This is a genomic window from Enterobacter sp. ECC-219 (assembly GCF_043966805.1).
Taxonomy (GTDB): Bacteria; Pseudomonadota; Gammaproteobacteria; order Enterobacterales; family Enterobacteriaceae; genus Enterobacter; species Enterobacter cloacae_N.
On the sequence record NZ_CP143680.1, the window covers coordinates 2,584,710 to 2,605,371 of the forward strand.

At 53.0% G+C, this 20,662-nt stretch carries 25 protein-coding genes; all 25 read left to right on the forward strand.

Annotated features, from left to right (window positions below; translation table 11 throughout):
• Positions 1-253: 253 nt before the first annotated feature.
• The 25 genes from V1603_RS12195 (at position 254) to V1603_RS12315 (ending at position 20,661) form a co-directional block, all read left to right on the forward strand.
• Complete coding sequence (locus tag V1603_RS12195) at positions 254-454, forward strand: hypothetical protein (protein ID WP_047174588.1); 201 nt, start codon at positions 254-256, stop codon at positions 452-454.
• Complete coding sequence (locus tag V1603_RS12200) at positions 445-813, forward strand: RusA family crossover junction endodeoxyribonuclease (protein WP_023343840.1); 369 nt, start codon at positions 445-447, stop codon at positions 811-813. Before V1603_RS12195 ends, V1603_RS12200 begins: the two co-directional genes overlap by 10 nt.
• Positions 813-1,832: a DUF968 domain-containing protein gene (locus V1603_RS12205; RefSeq protein WP_232960492.1), complete on the forward strand. Its 1,020-nt coding sequence runs from the start codon at positions 813-815 to the stop codon at positions 1,830-1,832. The genes V1603_RS12200 and V1603_RS12205 overlap by 1 nt, the downstream gene beginning before the upstream one ends.
• Before the next feature lie 12 nt (positions 1,833-1,844).
• Positions 1,845-2,450 carry a hypothetical protein gene (locus tag V1603_RS12210; protein ID WP_395312691.1) on the forward strand — a complete coding sequence of 202 codons (606 nt, stop codon included), beginning with the start codon at positions 1,845-1,847 and terminating at the stop codon, positions 2,448-2,450.
• A 293-nt stretch (positions 2,451-2,743) separates the two neighbouring features.
• Positions 2,744-3,379 carry a hypothetical protein gene (locus V1603_RS12215; protein WP_232960490.1) on the forward strand — a complete coding sequence of 212 codons (636 nt, stop codon included), beginning with the start codon at positions 2,744-2,746 and terminating at the stop codon, positions 3,377-3,379.
• A gap of 81 nt (positions 3,380-3,460) precedes the next feature.
• Positions 3,461-3,676, forward strand: a complete 216-nt coding sequence (locus V1603_RS12220) for a class II holin family protein (protein ID WP_232960488.1) — start codon at positions 3,461-3,463, stop codon at positions 3,674-3,676.
• Positions 3,676-4,212 carry a lysozyme gene (locus V1603_RS12225; RefSeq protein WP_395313979.1) on the forward strand — a complete coding sequence of 179 codons (537 nt, stop codon included), beginning with the start codon at positions 3,676-3,678 and terminating at the stop codon, positions 4,210-4,212. Before V1603_RS12220 ends, V1603_RS12225 begins: the two co-directional genes overlap by 1 nt.
• On the forward strand, positions 4,209-4,727 hold the full coding sequence (locus V1603_RS12230) for a hypothetical protein (protein ID WP_232960484.1): 519 nt from the start codon (positions 4,209-4,211) through the stop codon (positions 4,725-4,727). Before V1603_RS12225 ends, V1603_RS12230 begins: the two co-directional genes overlap by 4 nt.
• A gap of 1,377 nt (positions 4,728-6,104) precedes the next feature.
• Positions 6,105-6,650: a terminase small subunit gene (locus V1603_RS12235; RefSeq protein WP_023292740.1), complete on the forward strand. Its 546-nt coding sequence runs from the start codon at positions 6,105-6,107 to the stop codon at positions 6,648-6,650.
• Positions 6,625-8,547: a phage terminase large subunit family protein gene (locus V1603_RS12240; protein WP_333488560.1), complete on the forward strand. Its 1,923-nt coding sequence runs from the start codon at positions 6,625-6,627 to the stop codon at positions 8,545-8,547. Before V1603_RS12235 ends, V1603_RS12240 begins: the two co-directional genes overlap by 26 nt.
• A complete protein-coding gene (locus V1603_RS12245) occupies positions 8,547-8,753 on the forward strand; it encodes a phage head-tail joining protein (RefSeq protein ID WP_223563157.1) in 207 nt (68 codons plus the stop codon). The genes V1603_RS12240 and V1603_RS12245 overlap by 1 nt, the downstream gene beginning before the upstream one ends.
• A complete protein-coding gene (locus tag V1603_RS12250; RefSeq protein ID WP_333488559.1) occupies positions 8,750-10,339 on the forward strand; it encodes a phage portal protein in 1,590 nt (529 codons plus the stop codon). Before V1603_RS12245 ends, V1603_RS12250 begins: the two co-directional genes overlap by 4 nt.
• Entirely contained in the window at positions 10,320-11,663 is a 1,344-nt protein-coding gene (locus V1603_RS12255; RefSeq protein WP_214575543.1) for a S49 family peptidase, read from the forward strand. The genes V1603_RS12250 and V1603_RS12255 overlap by 20 nt, the downstream gene beginning before the upstream one ends.
• 9 nt (positions 11,664-11,672) lie before the next feature.
• Positions 11,673-12,005, forward strand: a complete 333-nt coding sequence (locus V1603_RS12260) for a head decoration protein (protein ID WP_395312692.1) — start codon at positions 11,673-11,675, stop codon at positions 12,003-12,005.
• 55 nt (positions 12,006-12,060) lie between these two features.
• Complete coding sequence (locus tag V1603_RS12265) at positions 12,061-13,086, forward strand: major capsid protein (RefSeq protein ID WP_023292734.1); 1,026 nt, start codon at positions 12,061-12,063, stop codon at positions 13,084-13,086.
• 45 nt (positions 13,087-13,131) lie between these two features.
• A complete protein-coding gene (gpFI, locus tag V1603_RS12270) occupies positions 13,132-13,545 on the forward strand; it encodes a DNA-packaging protein FI (protein WP_163342222.1) in 414 nt (137 codons plus the stop codon).
• Positions 13,546-13,556: 11 nt separating this feature from the next.
• On the forward strand, positions 13,557-13,910 hold the full coding sequence (locus V1603_RS12275; RefSeq protein WP_395312693.1) for a head-tail joining protein: 354 nt from the start codon (positions 13,557-13,559) through the stop codon (positions 13,908-13,910).
• A 9-nt stretch (positions 13,911-13,919) separates the two neighbouring features.
• On the forward strand, positions 13,920-14,504 hold the full coding sequence (locus tag V1603_RS12280) for a phage tail protein (protein ID WP_023292731.1): 585 nt from the start codon (positions 13,920-13,922) through the stop codon (positions 14,502-14,504).
• A complete protein-coding gene (locus tag V1603_RS12285; protein WP_163342220.1) occupies positions 14,501-14,899 on the forward strand; it encodes a phage minor tail U family protein in 399 nt (132 codons plus the stop codon). Before V1603_RS12280 ends, V1603_RS12285 begins: the two co-directional genes overlap by 4 nt.
• 7 nt (positions 14,900-14,906) lie before the next feature.
• Positions 14,907-15,650: a phage tail protein gene (locus V1603_RS12290; protein ID WP_248218062.1), complete on the forward strand. Its 744-nt coding sequence runs from the start codon at positions 14,907-14,909 to the stop codon at positions 15,648-15,650.
• 10 nt (positions 15,651-15,660) lie between these two features.
• Positions 15,661-16,092 (forward strand): phage tail assembly chaperone G, encoded by a 432-nt coding sequence (gene gpG, locus V1603_RS12295; RefSeq protein ID WP_032677930.1) that lies wholly within the window; start codon positions 15,661-15,663, stop codon positions 16,090-16,092.
• Positions 16,093-16,142: 50 nt separating this feature from the next.
• Entirely contained in the window at positions 16,143-16,415 is a 273-nt protein-coding gene (locus tag V1603_RS12300; RefSeq protein WP_032637677.1) for a phage tail assembly protein T, read from the forward strand.
• Positions 16,399-19,533 carry a phage tail tape measure protein gene (locus V1603_RS12305; protein ID WP_395312694.1) on the forward strand — a complete coding sequence of 1,045 codons (3,135 nt, stop codon included), beginning with the start codon at positions 16,399-16,401 and terminating at the stop codon, positions 19,531-19,533. The genes V1603_RS12300 and V1603_RS12305 overlap by 17 nt, the downstream gene beginning before the upstream one ends.
• Positions 19,530-19,868 (forward strand): phage tail protein, encoded by a 339-nt coding sequence (locus V1603_RS12310; protein WP_001704112.1) that lies wholly within the window; start codon positions 19,530-19,532, stop codon positions 19,866-19,868. The genes V1603_RS12305 and V1603_RS12310 overlap by 4 nt, the downstream gene beginning before the upstream one ends.
• Before the next feature lie 55 nt (positions 19,869-19,923).
• Positions 19,924-20,661, forward strand: a complete 738-nt coding sequence (locus V1603_RS12315; protein ID WP_047747817.1) for a phage minor tail protein L — start codon at positions 19,924-19,926, stop codon at positions 20,659-20,661.
• Position 20,662 lies beyond the last annotated feature (1 nt).

Genomic DNA, 20,662 nt, shown 5'->3' on the forward strand with positions numbered 1-20,662 from the left:
GATGAAGTATCATTTATGCCGTTACAGGATGATGAGATAGTAGGAACACCGACACTCTTTACGCAGATGCTTGAACGGGCTGGTTATCGCGTTTCCAAGAATTCTGTTACACTCCCGTCATAGGCCTGAACACCCTATACCTGCTGCGCCACTGGAGAGAAACCATGGCGCAAACACCAAACCCGAATAAATGCCTACTGACCCCTCAACGGGCCAGCATTTTTCTTTTGATGTCACTCCTGCAGGAGGCGGCATGAAGAAAAGCTGGTTCACTCACACCGGGCTGACAACCGAAGAAGCCAATGAACTGGTGGCTCGCTACAAGTCTAAAGGCGTCCCCGTCGAGAAAAGCCTCGATATTGACCCTCGTCTTTGGATAGTCAGCGCATTACTACCTCAGCAAAAATCCTCAGCTAAGACAGCGCAAAGTATGCGTTCCCGGGCATGGGGGTGATCGTGACAGTCTACAACATCCTCCCGATGGGTAAGCCACGCATGACGCGTGCAGACAAATGGAAAAAGCGCCCTGAAGTTATGCGTTACCGGGCCTTTTGCGATCACGTCCGGCTGCTGGGCATTTACATGCCAGAGTCAAATTCACACGTTACCTTCGTTCTTCCGATGCCGAATAGCTGGAGCAAAAAGAAGCGCGCAGAGATGAACGGGCAGCCCCATCAGGGTAAACCCGATCTTGATAACCTGATGAAGTCTTTGATGGATGCGCTCTTCGAAGACGACACGCATATATGGGATTCAAGGATAACAAAGCTCTGGGGCGAGAACGGGCAGATCATTATCAGGGAGAGCGAGTGATGCGTGCGCTTCTTCAACCTGTGATTGCACGGGAGCTGGGTGTCGTACTTTTGAAGCCAGGAAGAGAGCTGATGGAGTTGTTCACCGCAGGTAGAGTATTAATCGAGCGCCAGCCAGAAAGTATGGCTGGATATCAAACTGGTCGCGTTTCGGACGCGCGGCAGCCACTGGCTGAAAACGAGCAGCTGCGAAGCTTCTTTCTGAATGAAAAGGTCCTGACTGCAGCTGGTGGTATAAGTGGGCTTGATTACTGGTTGCTAAAGCACGGCGCCGGAAATTGCCAGTTCGCTCACAGTGAATACCACTATCACGAACTAACCATTATGCACCATGAGCCTGGCTCCATCCTGCTTTGTGGCTATTGTGATAACCACTTGCGAGAGCAGCGTACCGAAGCACTGGCAGAGCTGGCACGCAGAAATGTAATTGCCTTTGTTCTGGATTCGGTTCGTATTTCACTCGCTATCGACAAAAGCCGCGAGATTTCCCTCGCTGAACTCTGCTGGTGGGCAGTTCGTAAAGGGGTTACTGATGCACTTCCAGAATCCTGCGTTCGTGAAGCGCTTCGTTTACCTCAAGAAAGCAGGATTGGTCGTGAAAGCGATATTACGCCTTCAGTATCGGCCACCAGCATCCTCGGGGAATTAGTTTCATCCGCTGACCTGCCTGATGCGCTGACCGAACCTCTGGTGGGGGTGATGGTGGATCCGGCGCCGCCTCAGTCTTTCATGCGTCTACCAAAGCGTCTTCGCTGGGAAAGTCGCGATTATCTGAATTGGGTGAAAACACAGCCCTGTGAATGCTGCCAGCAGCAATCAGACGACCCACATCACTTAATCGGATGGGGGCAGGGTGGCATGGCGACAAAAGCGCATGACATCTTCTCCATACCACTTTGCCGAAAGCATCACACCGAACTGCATAACGACCGACTGGCATTCGAGCGCAAATATGGCTCGCAGCTGGAAATGATCATTAGAGTGCTGGACCGGGCCTACGCGCTCGGCGTTCTGGCGTAAGGAGCGAACAGGATGACACCACGTCAACGCCGTAATCATATTGAAGCGCTGGGTAAAGCAGCGAGTGCGCCGCGTAAAAGCTGGTTGGGTAAAAGCATGCTTCTTACAGGTATTCAGTCGGCATGGATTAAATCATTGCTGACAACATGGGGCGAGGGGGTAAGCGGTGGAACAGCCCCACGATTGCCTCGCGCTCATGCATGCTGGGATGTTCTTAAGGGCGGGCGATGGTCGGATAAGGCATTGTCTCGCTTTACAGCTGCACTGGAACAAGCTCGAGCAGAAGGATTCAGAGGGCCGCAGGCCTTATATCGTGCTCACGCCATTTTGTGGCCACAGCCCGCCACCAGTATCATTGATGAAGCTATGCGCGATGATGACGTTGATTTTGTCGAGCAGTCAGTGCTGCAGGCGCTTGATGTAAATGACCCGGTTTATATCGTCGGTCTGCAGTATTACACCACACGCAAAAAAATCTCAGACATTACACGGGAGTTACAGTCTATTGCACCGTGGCTAACGGATTGGGAGGCCAGAAAAAGAGTTCGCTGGTGCCTGGAAATATTCAGAGCAAAGGTCTTTTTATCTACGCGGAAGCTCTTGGCTGAGCAGAGCTGAATGATTGGTTTTTGACTTTTCGTGCTCTATTTCTATTTATATATTGAAAACGAGCCAGGAATTTAGATAATTCATCCATGCTTGGCAGAGCTGCGCCGCGATGGCAGCGAACTTAAGCGACAATTTGAAATTAACCAAAGCCCCGCCAGTCGGGGCTTTTGCTTTACGGCGATACGACAGGGGTATTCGCGAGGTGCATTGCATCAATACCCCTGTCATATCGTCGTTTGTATCCCTTCACTCAATACCGAAGCATAAGTAAAATGTTATGAACTGCTAAAAAAGAAGATGTTGTGTTTTTTGCGACTGGTGGATTCGGCATATTTTTTATAGATTATCTCTTGCACCACACAGCTGAAAATTCAAAGCAGGGGATAAAAATGCATTTTTTAAATGGATTCAATGGTTTTTTTCATTCCGGTGAGGCTACAACTCCATCTGTCATGAGCAATAACCCTTCAAAAATCGTAGGGAAAATTGAACCAAATCAAACATTAGCAATGGGTTATTATTCCTTCACGAAACCGGATGATTTCGAACCTTACGAGCAAGAATGCTATTATAACGTTGCAAAAATGATTGAAATCAATGGTGGGGAGCCTGTTTATGGCTGGGTTCTGTGGGAAAGTAGTTCAATGATCGAGGCAGAGGCACATTGCCTGTACAGGAATGTTGATGGGGTCGTTTTGGATATCACGCCACGTGTGTCAGGCGAAGATAAGATTCTTTTCGTTCCAGACTCACGAATAAAAATCTCCTTGAAACATCTTGGCGGAACATCTTTTTCGATGACCCAACACACTAATCCACAACTAATGATTTCATCAAATCAATTCGTACCCTCGAGGGCAGTAGAATTAGAATTTGACCAAAGTGAAATCAGGGTTATTAAATTGGGTGATTACAAAAATAGCTTCTTGTTCGAATAAATCGAAATAGTCCTTAATAAGGCTGCCATCTGGCGGCCTTTTTTATTTCCACATACACCCGCTATTCAGCGAGGTGAGAGTATGTATCGAATGGAAAAAATCACGACAGGTATTGCATACGGCGCATCTGGAGGGGGAACCGGATACTGGTTACTTCAGCTCCTCGATAAAGTCTCACCATCTCAATGGGCTGCCATTGGTGTGCTCGGTAGCCTCATGTTTGGTTTGCTGACGTGGTTAACGAGTCTGTACTTCCAAATAAAAGCAGACCGTCGAAGAGCTGCGCGAGGTGAATGATGTCTAATAAATCAAAACTCAGCACAGCAGTGCTGGCACTAATCGCATCAGGAGCATCTGCTCCACTCATTTTTGATCAGTTCATCAGCGAGAAAGAAGGCAATGCGCTGGTGGCCGTTGTTGATCCGGGTGGGGTCTGGTCTTTATGTCACGGCGTTACCTTTATCGATGGCAGGCGTGTTGTTAGGGGCATGACAGCCACTGAGGAACAATGCCGGAAGGTTAACGCTATTGAACGCGATAAGGCATTAGCCTGGGTAGATCGCAATATCAAAGTACCTCTGACAGAGCCGCAGAAGGTCGGTATAGCATCTTTCTGCCCGTACAACATTGGTCCCGGTAAATGCTTCCCTTCGACCTTCTATAGGCGCATCAATGCAGGTGACCGCATAGGTGCATGTGAGGCAATCCGTTGGTGGATTAAGGACGGTGGACGTGATTGCCGCCTGACTAAAGGCCAAAAGAATGGCTGTTATGGGCAGGTTGAGCGGCGCGAACAGGAAAGTGCGTTGACGTGCTGGGGGCTCGACCAATGAAAATAAATCCGGGTCTTATCGGCGTTGTCGTTATTGCTGGCCTTTCGGTCGCTCTCGTTAAGAGTTGCTCCGACGCCAGTAGCCTTCAGAGCGATAACGACATTCTGCGAAGTGACAACTCTTTGCAGGGGCAGGTGATCGCCACCCAAACATTCAACTTCAATCGATTCAATCAGGTTGCAGAACATGCCAACAGGCTTAATTCCCTGATCGACACCAGCACCGAAGATACCGTAATCGAATACCGGGAGATTCTCCACCGTGAAAAAACCTGTGATCTGCCTGTTCCTACTGACATTGCTGGTGGGCTGCTCGAATACGCGTACCGTTTACGTTCCAGCGCAATGCACGCCGATACCGACGGAACTGACGCAGCCGATGATAGTACCGCTGCCGCCCGCTCAATGACGTACTGCCAGGCCGTGCTTTGGATTAAGCCGCTGCTGGCAGTGATTGAGAAGGGCAACAATAAACTGGCTGGTATAAGGCAGATAGAGCTGGAAAGGAAAAACTAGGGATGGCTCATCCTTGAGCACACGGGTATTTCTGAACGACGGCTTTACCTGACATAGCAAAGCACCTTTAAATTGTAGAAAAGACTCGATATTTAACAAGCGAAGCGCAGCAATGTAAAAAAATGCCCTCACATGGAGGGCTACCAGAGTCTCAGTTTCACTTGCTCTTTTTATGGATGTTTCCCTGGAGTCGGCAAACTCCTCATCAGAGTCCTTAATAGCGTGGCATTTACCTGTGAATCAGCAAGCGTAAGCGGGAGCGATTAAGAACTTTCTTAGGTCTGGCATGTAGTTATTGATGAATCAGGCAAAGCCGCCTGCTGGCATGAGAAGGACATAGCAAAAGAAGCAAGCTCGTGATGGGAGAAGTTACTGAGCGATACAAGTCAGACGAACATTCAATTTGAAGATATTGTACAGCCGAAGTTTAAGGTTAGAAAGATATAAAAATGTTGTGGATAAACGCTATCATTGATGTATAACCCAATAAAAGAGTACAATTCGGATGTTCATCTTAAATGAAGACATTAATGACTTATTGTTTTTTCTCAGTCTTTCATCAGCAATGGTTTTCTTGAGTTTAATGCTGGTTTCCTATGGACTTCAAATGAGAAGATTAACTATCATGTGTGTTTTTCTTTTGATGATTTCAAGTATTACTGCGGTAATGCATTTTTGAACCACAAATCCTGTTTACAAGGATGGCAATGGTGTTGTCAGTCGTGAAGGGTTCGACCTTAACAACTTTTTTTGTTGGCCTGTCGCCTGTCCTCTGCCTGATATTATTTGCGCAGTCGATTTACATGTTCAGATTGAGCTACAAGACGCTGGCTATAACATTGATGATTTTAGCTCTAGTTTTAGGTCTATTTTATTTGGTGTTAACAAATGTTTTATCTACCAATTTGATGTAGGGCGTTCTAAAAAAATTCAATCAATAACTTTAGTGCTTCTTTTGATTGCCTTGTATTGATATGAGGTAATTAGAATTTGGGGATGTATCACCATGCCTAAGATTTATATATTCAGTTAGCATTCTAAATATGCCTCGTTAAAGCTGGGCTTTAATATTCTTATCGCACGTGCAACGTGCTGAAGCTTGGCGGGTTGAAATGAAGGCAGCATCGAAGCCCGAACATGAGATTTTCCTGAGCTTTCCGGGTCCTTTCCGGCTATCTGACATGTTACGGGGCGGCGACCTCGCAGGTTCTCGCTATTTATGAAAATTTTCAGGATTTTGCCTTTTCCGTTCTTCTTCTTGCTAAGTATCTGTCTTCGCTGGGTATAACCCACGACAAGAAAGGAAGCGTTAAAGCCTGGTAGTAGTCATTTTACCCGGCATGGTTTCCTTACCCTGTGTTTCGCCTGGAGTTCGTCATGGAGGTCAATAAAAAACGCCTTTCAGAGATTTTTGGTGTCAGCATCCGCACGATCCAGAACTGGCAGGATCAGGGAATGCCAGTTGCGCGCGGTGGTGGAAAAGGTAATGAAGTGCTTTATGACTCTGCCGCCGTAATCGAATGGTATTCCGCCCGTGACGCAGCGATAGAAAACGAAAAGCTGCGCAAAGAGGTTGAACAGCTGAGAGTTGATTCAGAATCAGACCTTGTGCCTGGCACGATTGATTATGAGCGCCATAGGCTTACCCGAGCCCAGGCTGATGCTCAGGAACTAAAAAATGCAAAAGAGTCCGCTGAGGTGGTGGAGACCGCATTCTGCACGTTCGTGCTGTCGCGGATAGCCGGAGAAATTGCCAGTATCCTTGATGGAATACCTCTGTCGGTTCAGCGGCGCTTTCCGGAACTGGAAAATCGACATATTGATTTCCTCAAGAAGGACATCATAAAAGCCATGAACAAAGCAGCTGCGCTGGATGAAATGATACCGGGGTTGCTGAGTGAATATATCGAACAGTCAGGTTAAGGGGCTACAGCACTCCGCGCGCTCGGGGCTCCGTTCGTTGTACCGGCCAGAACCGCAAACGGCGGTTGAGTGGGCAGACGAAAATTATTACCTTCCAAAAGAGTCTGCTTATCAGGAAGGGCGCTGGGAAACGCTGCCGTTTCAGCGTGCGATAATGAATGCGATGGGTAATGACTATATCCGCGAGGTCAATGTCGTTAAGTCTGCCCGAGTAGGCTATTCAAAAATGCTGCTCGGCGTGTATGCGTATTTCATCCAGCATAAACAGCGAAACTCGCTAATCTGGTTACCTACCGACGGTGATGCAGAAAACTTCATGAAATCCCATGTCGAACCGACAATCCGGGACATCCCCTCACTGCTGGCGCTGGCGCCCTGGTACGGTAAAAAGCACCGGGACAACACGTTGAGTATGAAACGTTTCTCGAATGGGCGCGGTTTCTGGTGCCTCGGTGGTAAGGCTGCAAAAAACTACCGTGAAAAATCTGTTGATGTGGCGGGTTATGACGAGCTGGCGGCATTTGACGATGATATCGAGAAAGAGGGCTCTCCAACGTTCCTGGGGGATAAACGTATTGAAGGGTCTGTCTGGCCTAAATCTATACGAGGATCCACACCCAAAATTAAAGGGACATGCCAGATTGAACGTGCCGCCAAGGAGTCTGAGCATTTCTTGCGCTTCTATGTTCCCTGTCCACACTGTGGGGAGGAGCAGTTTCTTAAATTCGGCGATAAAGAGACGCCATTCGGGTTCAAATGGACGCCGGGCGATCCTGCCAGCGTTATATATCTGTGTGAACACAATGCCTGCGTAATTAAACAGCAGGAGCTCGATTTTTCGCAGGCGCGGTACATCTGTGATGAAACCGGGATCTGGACGCGCGACGGACTTTGCTGGTTTTCATCATCGGGTGCCGAAATTGATCCGCCTGACAGCGTAACCTTTCACATCTGGACGGCCTATAGCCCATTCACAACCTGGGTGCAAATCGTCAAGGACTGGATCAAGACCAAAGGGGACACGGGAAAACGTAAGACGTTCGTCAACACAACGCTTGGTGAAACGTGGGAACCTAAAATTGGTGAGCGCCCTGATGCTGAGGTGATGGCCGAACGTATTGAGCACTTCGGTGCCAGGGTGCCGGAGCGCGTGGCCTATCTTACTGCCGGTATTGACTCCCAGCTTGACCGTTACGAAATGCGTGTCTGGGGCTGGGGGCCTGGTGAGGAAAGCTGGCTTATCGACAAAATTATCATTATGGGGCGACATGATGATGAATCCACGCTTCTGAGGTTGGATGCGGCGATCAACAAAACCTATCCGAGGCCTAACGGCGTTGAGATGCTTATTTCCCGCATCTGCTGGGATATCGGCGGCATAGACCCAACGATTGTTTATACCCGCTCGAAAAAGCATGGTCTGTTTCGTGTCATCCCCGTTAAAGGCGCATCTGTCTACGGCAAGCCCGTGGCAAATATGCCTCGTAAGCGTAACAAGAACGGCGTTTATCTCACTGAGGTAGGAACAGACACCGCGAAAGAGCAGATTTATAACCGTTTCACGCTGGTGGCAGAAGGTGACGAACCGCTGGCGGGAGCGGTTCACTTCCCTAATAACCCTGAAATATATGATTTAGCTGAGGCTCAGCAGCTTACGGCTGAAGAGCAGGTTGAGAAGTGGGTAGACGGGAAGAAAAAAATCGTCTGGGACAGTAAAAAACGACGAAATGAGGCGCTTGACTGTTTTGTCTATGCACTTGCAGCTCTGAGGATAAGTATCTCCCGCTGGCAGCTGGATCTGGATTCTCTTCTGGCCAGCTTACGGGAAGAAGACACTGGCCGTAAAAATAATAAATCTCTGGCGGATTATGCCAGGGCATTAGCGGGAGATGAATAATGGCAACACAGGCTGAACTGGATGCCGCGCGCGCAGCGTTACATGATCTGATGATGGGAAAACGGGTTGCGACGGTACAGAAAGACGGTCGAAGGGTGGAATTTACGGTGACGTCAGTCAGCGATCTGAAAAAGTACATCGCCGATCTAGAGTCACAGGTCGGTACCACTTCACGACGCCGCGGGCCGGCAAGGTTCTACGCATGAAAATTCCTTCTTTAGTTGGCCCCGACGGGAAAACCTCCCTGAGGGAATATGCAGGCTATCACGCCGGTGGCGGCGGATTCGGTGGGCAGCTAAACGCCTGGAATCCCCAGAGTGAAAGTGCCGACGCCGCACTTCTGCCGAACTTCGCCCGGGGGAATGCCCGTGCTGATGATCTGGTCCGTAATAATGGTTATGCGGCAAACGCCGTTCAGCTTCACCAGGATCACATCGTCGGGTCTTTTTTCAGACTGAGTTACTGCCCGAGCTGGCGTTATCTCGGGATTAAAGAAGAGGAAAGCCGAGCATTTGCCAGGGAGGTGGAGGCCGCCTGGTATGAATATGCGGAGGATGACTTTTGCGGGATTGATGCCGAGCGCAAGCGTACCTTTACGATGATGATCCGTGAAGGCGTTGCGACGCACGCATTTAACGGTGAACTGTGCGTCCAGCCCACCTGGGACAGTGATTCATCGCGACTTTTTCGCACGCAATTTAAAATGGTTAGTCCAAAACGCGTGAGTAATCCCGGTAATACAGGTGACACGCGTAACTGTCGCGCGGGTGTCAAAATCAGTGATAGCGGCGCAGCGCTGGGGTACTACGTCAGTGAAGACAGCTATCCTGGCTGGATGTCGCAAAAATGGACCTATATACCACGGGAACTGCCGGGCGGAAGGCCATCATTCATCCATATTTTTGAACCGCTTGAGGATGGACAGACCCGTGGCGCAAACGTGTTTTACAGCGTGATGGAGCAGATGAAAATGCTCGACACCCTGCAAAATACTCAGCTCCAGAGCGCAATTGTAAAAGCTATGTATGCGGCGACAATCGAGAGCGAGCTTGATACCGATACGGCGATGGACTTTATCCTCGGCGCGGATAGTAAGCAGCAAAATAAGCTGACGGGCTGGCTTGGCGAAATGGCAGCATACTACGCTGCAGCGCCGGTTCGCCTCGGTGGTGCGAAAGTTCCTCATCTTATGCCGGGCGATTCCCTGAACCTTCAGTCAGCACAGGATACCGATAACGGTTATTCCACCTTTGAACAATCACTCCTGCGCTATATTTCGGCCGGTCTTGGTGTTTCGTATGAGCAGCTTTCCCGTAACTACTCTCAGATGAGCTATTCGACGGCGCGCGCCAGCGCCAATGAATCCTGGGCGTACTTTATGGGGCGTCGCAAGTTTGTCGCGGCCCGGCAAGCCTGCCAGATGTTCGTCTGCTGGCTCGAAGAGGCGATTGCGCGCCGGGTTGTCACGCTCCCGTCCAAAGCCAGGTTTAGCTTCCAGGAGGCGAGAACTGCCTGGGGTAACGCCAACTGGATTGGCTCGGGGCGCATGGCTATTGATGGGCTGAAGGAGGTGCAGGAGGCCGTGATGCTGATTGAGGCTGGTCTCAGCACATATGAGAAGGAGTGTGCCAAACGCGGAGATGACTATCAGGAGATATTTTCTCAGCAGGTACGTGAAACTATGGAGCGCCGGAGCGCGGGACTTAAACCTCCGGCATGGGCGGCAGCTGCATTTGAATCCGGGCTGAAAAAATCAAACGAGGAGGTAAAAGATGACGCCAGAGCTGCGTAATCTCCCGCATATTGCCAGCATGGCCTTCAATGAGCCGCTGATGCTTGAACCCGCCTACGCGCGGGTTTTCTTTTGCGCGCTGGCAGGCCAGCTGGGTATCACCCGACTGACTGATTCCGCTTCTGGCGTCTCGCTCGGCGCTGAACAAATTGCAGAGCCGCTGGCGCTGTTTGGCGATGACGAGGAAATGGGGCCCCGGCCAGCGCGGAGCTATCAGGTAACAAACGGGATCGCGGTGCTGCCCGTTTCCGGGACGCTGGTCAGTAAAACCCGGTCACTGCAGCCTTATTCCGGTATGACGGGCTATAACGGGGTCATTGCCCGACTGCAGCAGGCAATGAGTGATCCCGGCGTAGACGGTATTCTGCTGGATATGGACACGCCGGGCGGGATGGTGTCCGGGGCTTTTGATTGTGCCGACATTATTGCCCGGATGCGGGATATCAAGCCCGTTTGGGCGCTGGCAAATGATATGAACTGCAGCGCAGGGCAGCTCATTGCCAGTTCTGCATCGCGACGGCTTGTCACGCAAACGGCCAGAACCGGCTCCATCGGCGTCATGATGGCGCACAGTAATTATGGCGCTGCGCTGAAAACTAACGGCGTTGAGGTCACGCTGATTTACAGCGGCGATCATAAAGTCGACGGCAATCCCTACGAAAAATTACCAAAGGACGTTCGCGCTGATTTTCAGACGCGCATCGATGCCACTCGTCAGATGTTTGCCGAAAAGGTTTCCGCTTATACCGGAATGTCAGTGCAGGCCGTACTGGACACCGAAGCGGCAGTCTTCTCCGGTCAGGAGTCCGTGGATAACGGTCTGGCGGATGAACTTGTTAACAATACCGACGCGCTCAGCGTGATGCGTGAAGCACTCGACAGACGCAAAAAAACAACCACTGGAGGAACTATGCCATCACCTTCTGCATCTGCAGCGACCAATCAGCCAGCTGACCAGGCAGCAACACAGACGACTGCACCGGCTGAGCAGGTCACCACCGTTGACACAACAACTGCTGCCTTAACGGCCCCGGCAGACCTTAGCGCTCAGGTATCGGCAGCCGTAGCCGCCGAGAATAGTCGCATCATGGGGATTCTGAACTGCGAAGAGGCAAAAGGTCGTGAATCACAGGCCCGTGCGCTGGCAGAAACGCCGGGCATGACGGTCGAGAGTGCACAGCGCATTCTGGCCGCGGCGCCACAAAGCGCCCAGGCGCGTACCGATACGGCGCTGGATCGCCTGATGGAAACCGCACCAGGCGCTCTTTCAGCAGGGAATGCCTCTGCTGAAGCCGGCGACGATTTGTTAAACACCCCCGTTTAAGAGGCTAACATGGCAATCACCGAAGTATTTACTCATCACCAGCCGCTCGGTAACAGCGATCCGGCACACACCGCGTATGCACCGGGCGAACTGACAGCATCCACCCCGGCAATGACCCCGCTCATGCTCGATGCTACGTCCGGCAAGCTAACCGTCTGGGACGGCGAGCATGCAGGTGCAGCAACCGGCATTCTGGCGGTTACCGCTGGCCAGAGCAGTGCTGAACTGGCATTCTATAAATCCGGTTCTTTCCGCATCGAAGATGTGCTCTGGCCATCTGCCGTTACCGACGAAAATATCAAGCGTAACGCGTTCTCCGGTACTGCGATCAGCATCGTTTAATCACCCTCAACTTTCATAAAAGCCGCTTATGCGGCTTTTTTTACGGGAAAAATCTATGTCAGTTTACACAACAGCCCAGCTTCTGGCGGTCAATGAGAAGAAATTCAAGTTCGATCCGCTCTTCCTGCGTATCTTCTTTCGCGAAACTTATCCCTTCAGTACAGAAAAAGTCTACCTGTCGCAAATTCCGGGCATGGTCAATATGGCGCTGTACGTATCGCCGATTGTCTCCGGGAAAGTGATTCGTTCCCGCGGTGGCAGCACGTCGGAATTTACACCGGGGTATGTGAAGCCAAAACACGAAGTGAATCCGCTGATGACCCTCCGCCGCCTGCCTGATGAAGATCCACAGAATCTGGCCGACCCTGCCTATCGCCGCCGACGCATCATTCTTCAGAACATGAAAGATGAAGAGCTTGCAATTGCGCAGGTAGAAGAAAAGCAGGCCGTTGCTGCAGTCCTCAGTGGTAAATACACCATGACCGGGGAAGCGTTTGAGCCGGTTGAAGTTGATATGGGACGCAGTGCCGGTAACAACATCACCCAGGCGGGTGCAGCTGCCTGGTCTTCTCGCGACAAAAAAACGTACGACCCGACCGATGATATTGAAGCGTACGCGCTTAACGCCAGCGGCGTGGTCAACATTATCGTCTTCGATCCAAAGGGCTGGGCGCTGTTCCGCTCCTTTGACGCTGTGAAGGAAAAGCTGGATACGCGTCGCGGTTCAAGCTCTGAGCTCGAAACCGCCGTGAAAGACCTGGGAATGGCCGTCTCTTATAAGGGGATGTATGGCGACGTGGCCATCGTTGTGTACTCCGGTCAGTACATCGAGGATGACGTCAAAAAGAACTACCTGCCGGATCTGACAATGGTGCTGGGAAATACCCAGGCGCGCGGTCTGCGTACCTATGGCTGCATTCTGGATGCAGATGCACAGCGCGAAGGCATTAATGCCTCAACGCGCTATCCGAAAAACTGGGTGCAAACGGGCGACCCGGCTCGCGAGTTCACCATGATTCAGTCAGCTCCGCTGATGCTGCTGCCAGATCCGGACGCGTTCGTTTCAGTCAAGCTGGCATAACTTTCCCCAGTGGCCCTGTTGGGCCACATTTCTGGAGTATTTCCCATGACAGAAAAAGAAACCCTTATCGCCCGACTGAAAGAGCTGGGCGTAAAGCTTGATCGTGAGGTCAACGTCACAGGCACAATTCAGGAGCTTACATTACGTATTTCTGAGCTCGAAGAGGAGCTCAACGAAGACGGAGAAGAGGGCGATGAGGTGTCCGTGGCCAGTACTACTGCTGGCAGTACCTCGGGCCAGCCAGGCCCAGAGAACACCTCTGGCTCTATTACCGAGAATCCTGCGTCAAATGAGCCCGGCGAGCTGGTGGCGGTTGAGACACTGGTAACCTTGCACATTGATGCACTTCACGCCACACGCAACGAGTCCCTCTCTATTGTTGAGCCTGGTGTCGTTATTCGCGTGACCGACGCGGAGGCTACCGAACTGATTTCTCAGGGGCTGGCCCGGGAAGTCTGACAGGGGGCCTAATGGCTGATTTCGATAATCTTTTTGATGAAGCGATGACGCGCGCGGATACCACTATACGTGGAGTGATGGGCGCAGAGGCAAGGATAACCTCTGGATCTTTATCCGGCGTCACGCTCCGCGGGGTCTTTGACGATCCAGAGAACATCGGTTTCGCAGAAGCGGGGATCAGAATTGACGGAACCAAGCCGACGTTTTTTGTGAACTCATCGGATGTAAGCGGGCTGGAACGTCTGGACACGCTGAAGGTAAACGGGCGTGAATTTTGGGTTGATCGCGTGGGCCCGGATGATTGCGGTTCCTGCCATGTATGGCTGGGTAGTGGATCACCTCCCGGCGGATCGCGGCGTCGTTAAGGAGCATTCATGTCGATAAAAGGTCTTGAGCAGGCGATTGCTAACCTGGATAGCCTGGACAGAAATATGGTTCCCAATGCCAGCGCATGGGCTGTGAACCGGGTTGCTGCTAATGGCGTCTCGGTTGCCGTCCGAAGAGTGGCGAAAGAAACGGTAGCCGGTGATAACCGCGTTTCGGGGATACCTGTAAAGCTGGTCAGACAAAGGGTGAGAATCAACAAAGCCTCGGCGTCAGGGCACTCAGCGGCCCGAATTAAGGTTAACCGGGGCAACCTTCCCGCCATCAAACTCGGTGCCGCGCAGGTCAGGGCGACGAACCGAAAAGGCCCGCTGGTTCGAAAAAGTAGCGTGCTGAGAATTGGCCGTTATGTTTTTCGCGACGCCTTTATCCAGCGCCTGGCGAACGGCCGCTGGCACGTCATGAAGCGCATTGCAGGAAAAAGTCGTTATCCCATCGACGTGGTCAAAATCCCATTGTCCGCGCCCCTCACTACTGCTTTCGAAGCAGAGAAGAAACGCATGCTTGAAGAGGAAATGCCAAAACAACTTGGCTATGCCCTCAGGCAACAACTGAGGTTGCATCTGACACGATGAAACACACTCTCATTCGCCAGAAAATTATTGATGTGCTTGAAGCGGCCATCGGGATCGACGTCATGTTTTTTGACGGGCGCCCGGCAGTCATTGAGGAGGCGGATTTTCCTGCCGTCGCGGTCTATCTGACCGATGCGGAGTATACCGGCGAAGAACTTGATGCCGATATGTGGGCGGCAACGCTACATATCGAGGTCTTCCTGTCCTCGCAGGTACCAGATTCCGAACTGGATGAATGGATGGAAAGCCATATCTATCCGGCCCTCGCTGATGTTCCCGGCCTCGATTCACTGTTAACGCTCATGGTTCCACAGGGCTTCGATTACCAGCGCGATGATGCGATGGGGCTGTGGACCTCTGCCGATATGAAATATTCAATCACTTACGAAATGTGAGGAAAACATGCCAACACCAAATCCACTTGCTCCTGTAAAAGGCGCCGGTACGACGCTCTGGCTTTACACCGGAACGGGCAATGCTTTCGCTAACCCACTCTCTGATATCGACTGGAATCGCTTGGCGAAAATCAAAGAACTTACGCCGGGCGAAATGACTGCCGAATCGTATGACGACACTTACCTCGACGACGAGGATGCCGACTGGAATGCCACCGCCCAGGGGGCAAAATCTGCTGGCGATACCTCGTTCACCCTCGCCTGGAAACCGGGCGAAGAAGGGCAAAAAGACCTGGTCGCATGGTTTATTGATGGATCAGTACGCTATTACAAAATCAAATACCCGAACGGTACCGTCGACGTTTTCCGCGGCTGGTGCAGCAGCCTGGGTAAAGCCATTCCGGCAAAAGAGGTCATTACCCGTACAGCGAAAATCACCAATACCGGCAAGCCGGAGCTGGCAGAAGAAAGCGGGACCCCGAATATCCCCGTGACCGGCGTTACGCTCGATAAAGCCACGACAAGCGTGGTCGTGGGCGCAACCACAACGCTCAATGTGACGGTTAACCCTGCCAGTGCCTCAGATACCTCGTTCCGCGTGGCAACCTCCGACGGGGCAAAAGCAACGGTCACCGTTAGCGGCAACGCGATCACCGTCACCGGCGTGGCGGCAGGCACCGCTGACGTTATTGTTATGACCAGCGACGGTAATTTCGTAGCGGTCTGCAAAGTCACCGTAACTGCAGCGTAAGGAAGGACGCATGTTTCTGAAAAAAGAGAAGTTCACCTGGCAAACAGAATCCCTGACCATCTTCGAGCTGTCGGCACTGCAGCGTATTGAGTACATCACGTTTATGGCCGCAGAGGAAAAGGCCGTCAGCGCTGACAGCGACGGCATCAGCGATCAGGAAATGACGGCCAGGCTGATTGGCTCAAATATTCGCTGCGGTGCGCGTTTGATCGCGATGTCTTTGTGGCATAACGATCCGGCTGGCACGGATGTGGAAACACTTTATCAGCAGGTGCTTAGCGGCTGGCCGCCGGAGGCGATCGGTAAAGCCGAAATGGAAATAAAGCTGCTCTCCGGCATGCTCGTTCCGGTTGAGGATGACAATCCTGCCGATCCGGATGCCTCAGCGGAGGCCGAAAGCGCAGAACCCGTTACGGCGGAAAAGCCCTTGCCAGCGAGCTGAAGTTTGTCCTGAATCTGGCGCGCGAGTTCGGGCGACCCGACTGGCGCGCCATGCTGGCTGGAATGACTTCCAGTGAGCTGGGCGACTGGCACCAGTTCTATCGGGAGCATTATTTTCAGGACGCGCAGCTCGATGCACATTTCTCAGAGCTGCTTTATTCCATCTCCACTCTTTTCTTCCGTGACCCGGAACTTACCCCCGCACATTTCAGCCTGCTTTCTCCTTCCGGAGTCGCCATCAGCGATGATGAGCCGGATGATGATGCGCTGATGACCGCCGCTGAGGGGATAACAGGAGGTATCCGATATGGCCCAGCAGATTAGCGATCTGGTTATTAAGCTGGATGTTGACCGCGCAACCTTCAGCGAGCAGGTCGCCCGAATCAAAGGGCAACTGACAGGAATGGCGGATGAGTCTGATAAAGTTCAGGCGCGAATGCAGCGTGCTGCGGACCGTCAGAGCGCTGCACTAAAGAGTGTGGGCGACGCTGGCGCGGCGGCGGCAGACATGAAAGCCCGTCAGTCGGCCGCAACGGAAGGGCTGACCAAAGACTGGCAGAGCGTTTCCAGGTCCGTTGATGAAACTCACCGCCGCGTTACCGAGCTAAATCAGCGCATGCGTGAGAATGACGGGCAGGCCGCAGCGCTTGCCCGTCGACAGGATGAACTGGCGGCATCATTTTTCCGCCAGATTGACGGCGTTCGCCAGCTCAATGGTGAAACACAGTCGCTTGCGAACGTACAGGCGCGCTTTCGCGCAGCCAGGGCACAGGGCAACATAACCCAGCAGGATTATCTCGCCCTTATTTCCCGCACCACGGCCCGGCAAAAAGAACTGCAGATCGTGGAGGAAAAATCAGCCGCCGCGCGCACGCGATTCCTCAGCCAGCTGAAGCAACAGGTTGCAGAGCAAAAACTCTCCGGTACCGAGTTGCTGCGCATGAAGGCGGCGCAGGTCGGTGCCAGCGATGCGGCTGAGGTCTATATCCGCAAGCTTGAAGCTGCCAAAGTCGCCACGCACGGCCTGGGGCTGCAAAGTGCTGCTGCCCGGCAGGAGCTGGGGGTACTTATCGGCGAGGTCATGCGCGGTAACTTCGGTGCGCTGCGCGGCTCCGGGATCACACTGGCGAACCGGGCAGGGTGGATAGACCAGCTGCTGTCGCTGCGTGGTCTTGGGATCGCCGGCATGGTTGGTGGGATTGCCGCGGCGGTATTCGGGCTGGGTAAGGCCTGGTATGACGGCAGCAAAGAGTCTGAGGAATTTAACAGGCAGCTGATTCTTACCGGGAACTACGCGGGGAAAACGTCAGGGCAGCTTCAGGCGCTGGCGCGCTCTCTGGCCGGTAATGGCATTACGCAGCATGCCGCTGCTGGTGTGCTGGCGCAGGTCGTTGGCAGCGGCGCATTCAGCGGTAATGACGTCAGCATGGTCAGCAATGTTGCCGCCAGGCTGCAGCAGACTACCGGGCAGGCCGTTGACGAAACCATTAATCAGTTTAAGCGCCTGAAGGATGATCCGGTTAACGCGGTCGCGACGCTCAACGATTCCCTTCACTTTCTGACGGCCACCCAGTATGAACAGATAGCTTCTGCTCAGGCGCTGGGGGATTCGCAGAAAGCTGCCGAGCTGGCCATGCGGGCATATTCCGACGCGGTCATTCAGCGCGCCGGGGCGGTCGAGGATAATCTTGGCTCCCTCGAAAAAGCCTGGAACTGGGTGAAGAATGCCGCCTCGGGCGCATGGGATGCGATGCTTGGCATAGGGCGTAATCCTGACTCCGCGATGAAGCGCCAGGACTCTTTTGCTGAATGGCAGGCAGCAGAGAAAGAGTACCGCGCGCTGTCCAGCAATCTTAAGGTCGACCCGGACTATGCCGGTAACAACGTTCTGCAGAAAGCGGATGCGGAAAGGCTGAGAAACGCGCGCCAGCAGGTGGAGCTGAAAAAGCAGGCTTACGATCTTGCCGATCAGCAATATGCCCGGGAAGGGCTGGCAGCCGCGCGGGAAAAAATGCGAACGGACCAGCAGGCTCAGGCAATCCGCAGCCAGCAGCAGTTTAACCAGCTGGTGGAGTCCGGCGCGACGGCGGCAGAAAAGCGGGCTTCAGCAGAGAAAAAGCTCAGTCAGCTTATTGAGAAAAACCGCCAGGATGCGAAAGACGGTGTCGCCACGCTGTGGACTGAAAAGGACATTGCCGCGGCCCGCGCCGGGATTGAAAAGCAGTGGAAGGATCCAAAAACGCCGAAAGGCAAAAGCTACTCAACGTCCGCCGGGGATAAAGCCGAGGAAAAGGCGCAGGCCGAACTTCTCACCCTTCAGGCCCAGCTTAAAACGCTTGAGCAGCATACCAGCGTGAACGACGTCATAAGCAAACAGCGTCAGGATCTCTGGCAAACTGAAAATCAGTTCACCGTTCTGCAGGAGGCCGCGGGGCGTCGTCAGCTTACGGCGCAGGAAAAATCCCTGCTGGCGCACAAGGAAGAAACGCTCGAGTACAAGCGGCAGCTGGCCGATCTGGGCGATAAGGTTGCCAGCCAGCAAAAGCTCAACCAGCTGGCCGATCAGGCCGTGAAGTTTGAGCAGCAGCAAAAAGCCGCCAGGGCGGGCCTGCAGGCTCAGTCTGAGGGGGTATCCACCCGGGAAGCCGGGCGACAAACTACGCTGCAGCGTCTCAGCGAAAGCTATTCGTACAACCCTCAGGCGCAGCAAAAGGTTCTGGAAGAGCAAAGGGCGACGTTTGAGGCTGAAGATGCCCTGCGCGCAAACTGGCTGGCCGGTGCGAAACAGGGCTGGGCCGAATATCAGGATTCAGCGACAAACGTTTTCAGCTCTGTTCAGCAGATTTCGCAGGCTACGTTCAGCGGGCTGGCGGGCCAGCTTACCAGCCTGACGACAACCGGGAAGGCGAGCTTCAGGGACTTCACCAGCTCGATCCTTAAAATGATAGTGTCTGTTATCAACCAGCTGCTGGTGGCTTACACCATCCAGAGCGCAATGGGCTGGGTTAGCGGCGGGGCGAAAACCACCTCTGCAGGTCAGTCATTCGCGGTCCCGTCATACCGGCCACAGGGTTTTGACGTGGGCGGTTTTACCGGGCACGGCGGCAAGTACGAGCCAGCCGGTATCGTTCACCGCGGGGAATTCGTCTTCACCAAAGAATCAACCAGCCGCATCGGCGTGGCTAATCTCTATCGCCTGATGCGCGGGTATGCCTCGGGTGGTCTGGTCGGCGGCGGGAGCGCAGCCGGTGCTGGCATGGGCGGGATCAGTGTTTATGCCCCAGTCAGCATCAGCCAGCAGGGGAGTGACGGGAGCATAAATCAGGCGAACGCCACGGGGACGGCGAAACAGCTTCAGGCGATTGTTCAGCAGACAATCACCGAACGACTGAAAAAAGAAATGTCCGCGGGCGGCGTGCTTTATTCGAGGAGGACACAGTGACGGACACGTTTACCTGGCGCACGCGAAAAACAGCGCAGGGCACTGAAACTGCCCGAACGCTGCAGGCCCAGTTCGGGGATGGCTACAAACAGATAGCAGGGATGGGGATCAACGACAAACAGGAAACGTGGAACCTGGACTGGACGGGCACCAGACAGGAGGCGGCTGCGCTGCGCGCTTTTCTGATGTCTCACGTTACTAAATCGTTCTGGTGGACCACGCCATGGGGTGAAAAAAAGCTGTTCAGAATGAAGGCCGATTCGTTCAGCGTTTCTTTCCCTACCGGGAAAAAAGCCACTGTGGCCTTCACTTTTGAACAGGCGTTCGCGCCCTGATTTTCTCGACAAACACTGAAGGCTGCCTCCGGGCGGCTTTTTTTATGGGGGGAGTATGAGTTTTACGGCAGACATCCAACAGCTTGAGCCCGGCAGCGTTATTCAGCTGATTGAGATCGACGGCACTGAATTCGGTATGGATCAGGTGCTGCGTTTTCATGCGCACAATATTCAGGAAGAGGGGTGGGCAGCCTTCGCCGCAGAAAATCTGCCCGCCATTATCTGGCAGGGAAACCAGTACGATCCCCATCCCTACGAACTGAAGGGGATGGAGTTATCAAGTACAGGTTCCCAGCCAACGCCCACGCTGTCCGTCGGGAACGTCGGAAACTATGTCACCGCGCTGTGTCTTGAATATGACGATTTGGTCAGGGCTAAGGTCAAAATCCATACCACGCTTTCGAAGTATCTCGATGCCGCCAACTGGAAAAACGGTAATCCGGGTGCCAGCCCTGCTGATGAGCGCGTACAGCTCTTTTACGTCAATGCTAAAACCGCAGAGACGCGGGTACAGGTTGATTTCGAGTTGTGTTCTCCTTTCGATATTCAGAGCCTGCAGCTGCCGACACGGCAGATTACGCCTGTCTGCACCTGGTGTATGCGGGGCTGGTACCGAAGCGGGACCGGATGCGATTACAACGGCACGAAATACTTTACCAAAGACGGTACGCCGACCGATGACCCGTCGAAAGATGTTTGTGGCGGCCGCCGGCAGGATTGTCAGGATCGTCACGGCCCGGACGCGCCGCTGCCGTTCGGCGGTTTTCCGGCTGCAAACCTGCAGGGGAAATAAA